We start from the raw sequence: 5,904 nt of genomic DNA, 5'->3' as shown, positions 1-5,904 counted from the left end.
GTTTCACCAGGCGATCGACGGCGCTGCCTATCCCAAGCTGGCCGGATTGCGCCTTCGCATCGAATCCGATCCGGCCGTGCGTTATGCGCTGGCTGTTGAGGATGGCGAACAGCCCGCCGGTTCTGGCGCCTGCCTTGGCCACGTCCCCCTGACTGAGGTGATCGATCGCTTCGCGGCGGCGGCGAAATCGTAGCGACACTCTGTTTTCAACCAGGATGTGCCTTTGTGAGAGGCGCTGATCTGCCGGAGTGCGGTCGCCACCGCACTCCGGCATTGTTAAAGGGGACCGCCATTTTTCTCAACGCTACCGCTTGGGCCGCCTGTCGTTCTCATTTCACCAGAGTGATCATCCGATCGGCGTACATTGTGCGATTTCCAAGCGCCGCCGCGCAGTCCGACTTGACGGACGAGTTTCCGGTCATCTGAATCGTATTGCCGACAAGCCTGAGACAGTCGCCCTGGGCGCTCATATCAGAGTTGCCGGCGTAGGAAATGGGCGCGTCCGGCGCGTAAATGAAACCGCTGAGCACGGAATTTGCGCCGCCATTCAATGTCAGAGCAGACGTGTTGCCGTGATCCTGGAAAATGGTGATGCCAGCATAAGGGCCGCTGGTGGGCGGGGAAAGGTTCACCTTCTCATTGGCATTTATGTAGATCTCAGCGCTTTCCATGAGGAATATGGTCACGCCCTGGCCAGCCAGGCTGCCGTTCCCCCCTGGCTTTATGGTGGTGCCGCGCATGATGTAGACGCCCGGATCAAGCGTGATGTCCCCCGACAATGTCTTGTCGCAATAAGTGCCGGGCGACAGCGTGTAGGTTTTGCCGTTCGGGACAGGCAAACACAATGTGTAAGGGGGAGGAACGACGTCGGCCAATGGATCAAAGGACGCGTACCTATGTTCGTGCGGCGTTCCGCAGGCGAGACTGGCGCTGGGTGGCAACAGCCCGCTGGTGCCGCCGACGGTTGAGACACAGCCGGCTGAAACCAGCGCGGAGCCACCCCTGTTGACGGAATCGGACGCGTCCGAGTTCGCCGCGATCACGCAATTGTCCATCGAGACGTTGGTCGAGCCCTGGAGGTTCACGGCGGCGGACGCATGCGGATCGAGCGCCAGCACGCAGGCCTGTGCGCCAGGTTTTACCTTGACCGAGGCCGAGCGGGAGGCCTGCCAGGGGGCCGAGGCGCTGATGAAGCTTGGGCGGCTTATGCTGGACGACAGCGAGATAAAGTAGGCGCTTGGGCTGCCGCTTGCCGTTGCCGCGAAAGCGGAGACGCTGCCCAAATATTCCTGCTGGTCGGCCACGCTCATATTGGCGGCGAAGAATTGCAGCCCAAGCTCCTGGACATCGCCGGCCGCCATATCGGGAGAGAACTTCGTGCCGATGGCGAGCCCCGCCGCGTCCAGCGAGTTCTGCAGTTGCGAGGCGTCATGGCTCGTGCCGATCAGATCAACGGCGCCGGCCAAACCAATCATTATCGGCAGCATCGCGACGGCGGTCGTCATGGCAAAGTTGCCGTGCTCCGAAGACCAGAAGCCTCTCAATGCGAACATAGTTCCTCGCCGAACCTCGTAAAGCTCAGGTGATACGCCAGAGATCCCTACGAGTAATTTAAGTAAATGCTAAAATGCGTAAATGCTAAAATGCAGAACAATGATTGGCTAAAACGAAAGACTGCCGAGGCACGCCATATGAGAGGCCATACGGAGAGTTGAACACTACGAGGAGTTGCGCCCCAGGCAATTGACGCGGCGACAATCGCCGCCAACTCTGCTATCATGCCTCTCGATCTTGAAGTGGCAGCTCTGGCGGCCATCCAGGCGGTGACCGCCCCGACACACGGGAGGAAGGTTATGGCCGGCTTTCATGTTATGGCGGACGCACGTGGAATGCATGTGCAGCCAACGGTGCGCCGCATCACCACGTCGGACCTTTGGGATGCGCTGCGCCTCGGCTTCGAGGATTTCTGGGCAAAACCATCGCACTACGTGTTCCTGTGCCTGATCTATCCCATCGTCGGCCTGATCCTGACGCAGTGGACGTCCGGCGCCAATGCCATCCAGCTCATCTATCCCCTGATGTCGGGTTTCGCGCTGGTCGGGCCGTTTGCGGCGCTCGGCCTTTACGAGATCAGCCGCCGGCGTGAGCTCGGCATGAACACCTCCTGGTGGCACGCGTTTGATGTGCGGCGCTCGTCCGCTGTCCCGTCGATCGCTGTCATCGGCGTCATGCTGGTGGCGCTGTTCCTGTTGTGGCTCTACACGGCGCAGTCGATCTACACCGGCCTGTTCGGCGACCAGCCGCCGGCCTCGATCGGTGGCTTCGTCCGCGACGTGCTGACCACCAGCAAGGGCTGGACGCTGATCCTTGCCGGCAATGCCGCGGGCTTTGTCTTCGCCGTAATCGTGCTGGCCACTACCGTGGTTGCCTTCCCGCTGCTGCTCGACCGTGACGTCGGCGCCGTCTCAGCCATCGAGACCTCGGCCAGGGCGGTGATGGCCAACCCGCTGCAGATGGCGCTGTGGGGCTTGCTGGTCGCCGTGCTTCTGGTGATCGGTTCGATCCCGCTGTTTGCCGGGCTCGCCGTCGTCATGCCGGTGCTCGGCCATGCCACCTGGCATCTCTACCGCAAGGTGGTCGAGCCGGAGCGGGCACAGCAGATAAGGCGGCCGATGTAGATCAGCACCCTCAGCGCTGCGCCTCTGTCGCCATCTTCAGCGCAAGTGCCGCCAGCACGGTGCCCATCATCCAGCGCTGGATGACCAGCCACAAAGGCCGTCCGGCGAGAAAGGTGGCGATCGAACCGGCCGTCACCGCGATGACGGCATTGACGCTGAGGCTGATCGAGATCTGCGTCGCGCCGAGCACCAGAAGCTGCGACAGCACGTGGCCTTTGCCGGGGCTGATGAACTGCGGCAACAGCGACAGATAGAGCACGGCCACCTTCGGATTGAGCAGATTGGTCATCAGGCCCATGGCGAAAAGCTTGCGCGGCCTGTCCCTCGGCAATTCGCGCACTTCGAACGGCGAGCGTCCGCCCGGCTTCACCGCCTGCCAGGCCAGCCACAGCAGGTAGAGCACGCCGGCAAAGCGCAGCGCGTCATAGGCGTAGGGCACGGCGAGCAGCAGCGCGGTGATGCCGAACGCCGCCGCCAGCACATAGAAGACAAAACCGAGTGCCACGCCGCCAAGCGAGATCAGCCCCGCCTTCGGCCCCTGCGATAGGGAACGCGAGATCAGATAGATCATGTTGGGGCCAGGCGTCAGCACCATGCCGAGGCAGACCAGCGCGAAGGCGAGATGATTGGCTGTTTCGGGCATCTGTTCTTCCCCCGCGCGCCGCGAATGGACGCGCGATCCGGCAGGCGGCCAAGATGTGCCTGTCCCCGGCAGCGCGCGCAAGTGCATGGCGGCGCCAGCTATTGTTCCAGCTAGCCGCCGGTGCCTACGGATCAGCCGACGATGCGCAGGTTCGACAGTTCGTTGCCGATTTCCTTGAAATCGTTCGACAAACTGGCGCCGGTAGCGTTCCAGAACAGTTTTGCCGGCTTGCTCGCGTCCGTTGGATCCTTGCGGAAGCGCGAGTTCGACGAGCAGGATTTCAGCGCCTCGATCGCCTGCTGGTCGGCGATTTTAGTCGTGGACAGATCGAGCGCCACAGTCATCACCATGATGTTGGCTGCCTTGGCGTTGTTGCAAAGCGTCGCCATCTGCTCGTTGAGCGCGTTGGTATAATTGCCGTTAGAATAATCGAATTGGCCAATGGTGCTCGATGTGCCCATGAACAGGCGGCCCACCGACGTGCCGTTGTAGCCGGGTTTGAGATAGCCGAAGGATGCATAGGTCGACTTCGAATCGGCGGGGTCGGAATAGCCGAGCGAAGAAGGCGTGTAGTAGGTGTTGGCGCCGTCGGGCAGCACGATCACGACCTTGTCATTGCCTCTCTCGGTTTCCGGGCGGCCTTGCGTGAAGGGCTCGCCGCTCGAAACCACGCGCCATCCCCAGGCCATGCCTTCTGGAACATTTGTGCCGCCATCGGGCTTCATCAGGTCGATCGCGGCCTTGATCGCGGTGAGCCCAGTGGCAACGCTGACATCGGTCAGCGGCGTGATCGGGTTGGTGGAGCAGCTGTAGTTCGGCCCGTTGCCGGCGGCCAGCGCCGGCGCATTGATCGGCCGCGGCTGGAAATATTTGGCCATGTTGCGCAACCGGGATTGGCCGGTGCTGCTTGTCGGGTCGTCGTTCCACCAGCTGTTCACGGCGCCGTAGGTCGTCGGCGTGGCCTCATCGGGATCTTGGGTGAGCCTCCAATGGTTGCCGGGTTCGTCGGGGGCGAACATCGGCACGAACATCGTTGCCGGATCGCCAACCCCTATGCCGGTGTTCGCCGAGCCGCCGGACGGCGCGGCGTCGTTAGCATTGTAGGGATAGGGCCTGGCCTCGACGCAACCTTGCCAACTGGCGAACGGGCCATAGGAATCGATGTAATCATATTCGTCATGGCTTCGTTTGCAGGTGTTGTTCGAGTTGTATTCGTCGCAAACCACGCGCTTGCTGTTGGTGACACGCTCATGGTTGGTGACGACCTTCATGTCCCGGTAGAGCGAAAACCGGGTCAGCATCTGGCCTTCGTCGGTACCCCATCCGGTGCCGCGCTTGTACCAGATGCCGTTGGTCTGCTGGGCATATTTGTCGGCTGCGTTCAGCGTCGACCAGTCGAAATTCTCGTTCGATACCGGTGACAGGCCTTCGGTATCCATCCAGGACGCGTTACCATTGCCGGGTCCGACATTGACCGAGGCGGCAAACGGCACGAGGCCGAACTGCACCGGCCTGTCGACCTGCTTGATCATCGCCGCCTGCTGGGCCAGCGTGTCGACCAGCTGTTTGGCCGCGGTCTTGAGAAGGTCGATGCGCGTTTGCCCCGAGCCCGTTCCGGTCTTGGTCATCGACCCGGAATTGTCGAGCGCCAGAGCGACTTCAAGAGTGTTCTTCAGCCGCACTTCCGAGGTGACATTGAAGCTGATCTTCTGGTTGGCGTCGGTTTCGGATTTGCCGACGAGCTGGCCGAAGACCGGATAGAAGTAGGGTTTGTAGTCAAGCCGCGCGCTCATCTTGAGCAAGCCGCCCCCGGTGGTGTTGCTTGGCAAGGTGACGGTGAGCGTCGTGTTGGCGGGGTTGATCTTGTTGAGGTTGGCATTGAAGAAGTCGAGTGCATAGGCTCTCAACTGATCGTCGGTGGCACCCTCCGTCAGCCGGCGCGCCGTGGCGAAGTTTGCGGCATCGAGCGCATTCGAAACCGCCTGTTTTTCGCGGCTCATCTCGGTGAAATCGACGGCTATCGCCAGGGCGCCCATGAGCGGAACCATTGCGACGACGGTCATAAGAGCATAGTTGCCGCGTTGGTCGCGGCAGAACTGACGCCAAAGTCCATACATGTCTTGCAGCGGCCCCCGCCGGCGGATTCTCGATTGATGCCAGCTTTCCACAAAACGCTGAAGGCCGCGTTTGGGAAATGGCTCTATTGCCGGGGCAGCGCTTCACCAACCGCTAACCAATCGTGCCTGGCGAAAGCTGGTGACAGGCCGGGGCGGTTCGGCTAATCCGAACCGGCTGCGGCGAACCGTCGGTCGCGGCGTCGCAACGATCACGACTGAAGGAAACGGCATGGCGAATTCGCCTGAAATCATCGGCTCGCTCGAAGACGTGTCGAAGGCCTATTCGGCAATCCTGTGCGACGTCTGGGGCGTGGTCCACAATGGCGAAACGCATTTCCCGGTGGCGGCCTCCGCATTGGCAAGGGCTCGAGAGGCGAAAATCCCCGTGGTCCTGATCACCAATTCGCCGCGCAGAAGTGCCGATGTCGTGGCGCAGATGAACGCGATCGGTGTTCCACCGTCAGCC

At 61.6% G+C, this 5,904-nt stretch carries 4 protein-coding genes and 2 pseudogenes; 3 read left to right on the top strand and 3 right to left on the bottom strand.

Features of this window, described 5'->3' with window-relative positions; all coding sequences use genetic code 11:
* Positions 1-193, top strand: a pseudogene (locus EN893_RS15195) (glutathione S-transferase family protein); the annotation flags it as partial.
* Between the two features lie 136 nt (positions 194-329).
* Here EN893_RS15195 and EN893_RS15190 read toward each other — a convergent pair.
* Positions 330-1,553: a TadE/TadG family type IV pilus assembly protein gene (locus EN893_RS15190; RefSeq protein ID WP_127269025.1), complete on the bottom strand. Its 1,224-nt coding sequence runs from the start codon at positions 1,551-1,553 to the stop codon at positions 330-332.
* A gap of 300 nt (positions 1,554-1,853) precedes the next feature.
* Here EN893_RS15190 and EN893_RS15185 point away from each other — a divergent pair, with 300 nt between their 5' ends.
* Positions 1,854-2,678 (top strand): DUF2189 domain-containing protein, encoded by an 825-nt coding sequence (locus EN893_RS15185; protein WP_127269027.1) that lies wholly within the window; start codon positions 1,854-1,856, stop codon positions 2,676-2,678.
* Between the two features lie 10 nt (positions 2,679-2,688).
* Here EN893_RS15185 and EN893_RS15180 read toward each other — a convergent pair whose 3' ends face one another.
* Together EN893_RS15180 and EN893_RS15175 are read right to left on the bottom strand one after the other, a co-directional pair.
* Positions 2,689-3,321, bottom strand: coding sequence for a LysE family translocator (locus EN893_RS15180; protein ID WP_023813536.1), 633 nt, complete (start codon positions 3,319-3,321; stop codon positions 2,689-2,691).
* Between the two features lie 131 nt (positions 3,322-3,452).
* Entirely contained in the window at positions 3,453-5,438 is a 1,986-nt protein-coding gene (locus EN893_RS15175; protein WP_206640121.1) for a TadE/TadG family type IV pilus assembly protein, read from the bottom strand.
* Positions 5,439-5,667: 229 nt separating this feature from the next.
* On the opposite strand from EN893_RS15175, the pseudogene EN893_RS15170 reads away from it, so the two are divergent.
* Positions 5,668-5,904: pseudogene (locus EN893_RS15170) on the top strand (TIGR01459 family HAD-type hydrolase); the annotation flags it as partial.

Origin of the sequence: Mesorhizobium sp. M7A.F.Ca.CA.004.04.2.1 (assembly GCF_004022825.1) — a bacterium.
Lineage (GTDB): Bacteria > Pseudomonadota > Alphaproteobacteria > Rhizobiales > Rhizobiaceae > Mesorhizobium.
This window is presented reverse-complemented; position numbering and strand designations above follow the sequence as displayed.

Excerpts from the sequence above, each read along its gene's own strand:
- EN893_RS15175 (WP_206640121.1), bottom strand. The coding sequence starts at position 5,438 with ATGTATGGACTTTGGCGTCAGTTCTGCCGCGACCAACGCGGCAACTAT.
- EN893_RS15185 (WP_127269027.1), top strand. The coding sequence starts at position 1,854 with ATGGCCGGCTTTCATGTTATGGCGGACGCACGTGGAATGCATGTGCAG.
- EN893_RS15190 (WP_127269025.1), bottom strand. The coding sequence starts at position 1,553 with ATGTTCGCATTGAGAGGCTTCTGGTCTTCGGAGCACGGCAACTTTGCC.
- EN893_RS15180 (WP_023813536.1), bottom strand. The coding sequence starts at position 3,321 with ATGCCCGAAACAGCCAATCATCTCGCCTTCGCGCTGGTCTGCCTCGGC.